The 1,060-nt window shown below is 64.8% G+C and carries 1 protein-coding gene; it reads right to left on the bottom strand.

What is annotated here, in order from left to right:
• Positions 1-199: 199 nt before the first annotated feature.
• Positions 200-1,060, bottom strand: an 861-nt coding sequence (locus E0H73_RS45585) for a manganese catalase (protein WP_131367564.1), incomplete at its 5' end; no start/stop codon positions are given.

The following is a 1,060-nucleotide window of genomic DNA, read 5'->3' as shown; positions in this document are numbered from 1 at the left end:
TTCGACGAGGACCGAGGTCTGCCGCCGTCCGACCACTACGCCGTCGTTGCCGACGTGTTAGGTCGTCTGAATCTCACTCCGCACGAGTGGTGCGGCCTGGAGAACCCGACTGGTATTCCGGTCGAGTGCCGGACTCCGCGGCGGGTGCTCAACCCGACTGCCTGAGCTGAGCCGCGCCGTGTAGTGGTCAGCTGGGGGATCAGTTGGCTGATCGTCGGGACGACGACTTCTTGGCCGTCTTCTTCGTAGCCTTCTTCGTCGCCTTCTGGGCGGCTGACCTCGCCTTGGACTTCACCGTCCCCTTCAGGTCCTGACTGGTCGAGTACGTGCCGAATAGCGCCGGGTCCGGTGCGGGCGCTGAGGCCGGGCCGCCGAGAGGTTCGGGATCGGTCAGGTATTCCAGCGGATCGTCACCCTCGGTCCAGCCGCCCTTGCGCCCGGCGGTGCCGTCGGACAGCCGCCAGATGGTGTGGTTGTGTTCCTGGTCTTCCTCGTCGAACAGGGCGTTCGGCACAATCGTTGCCTCGAGCCCATCGGACTCCAGTTCCTCGATCGCCTTCAACCACTGCTTCTGGTGCACCGTGTCGCGAGCGAGATTGAACTGCAGCATCGCCTTGACACCAGGATCGTCGGTCATGTTGTAAAGACGCGCGGTCTGCAGCCGGCCGTGCGCTTCGGCGGCAGCGTTCGCCCGGAAGTCGGCCAGCAGATTCCCGCTGGCCACGATGTATCCGCCGTTCCAAGGCACCCCTTGAGAGTTCGCCGGAAGCGCCCCGCCGCCGGCGATGATGGCCTGCTGCGGGTCCATCCCGCCGATCATCGCCGCCATCACCGGATCCTGGACGGCCTCGGCCGTCATCGTCGCAGGTGCTCCCTCGAGCAACCGGGCCACCATGGTGGCCAGCATCTCGACGTGACCGATCTCCTCGGTCGCCGTGTCCATCAGGAGGTCCTTGTACTTGCCTTCCATCCGGCAGTTCCAGCCCTGGAACAAGTACTGCATCGTCACACTCATCTCGCCGAAAGCGCCACCGATGAGCTCCTGCAACTTGCGCGCATA

It is taken from the genome of Kribbella pittospori (assembly GCF_004331465.1).
GTDB lineage: Bacteria > Actinomycetota > Actinomycetes > Propionibacteriales > Kribbellaceae > Kribbella > Kribbella pittospori.
The sequence above is the reverse complement of the archived record's forward strand: the minus strand, read 5'-3'. Positions and strand labels throughout refer to the sequence as shown.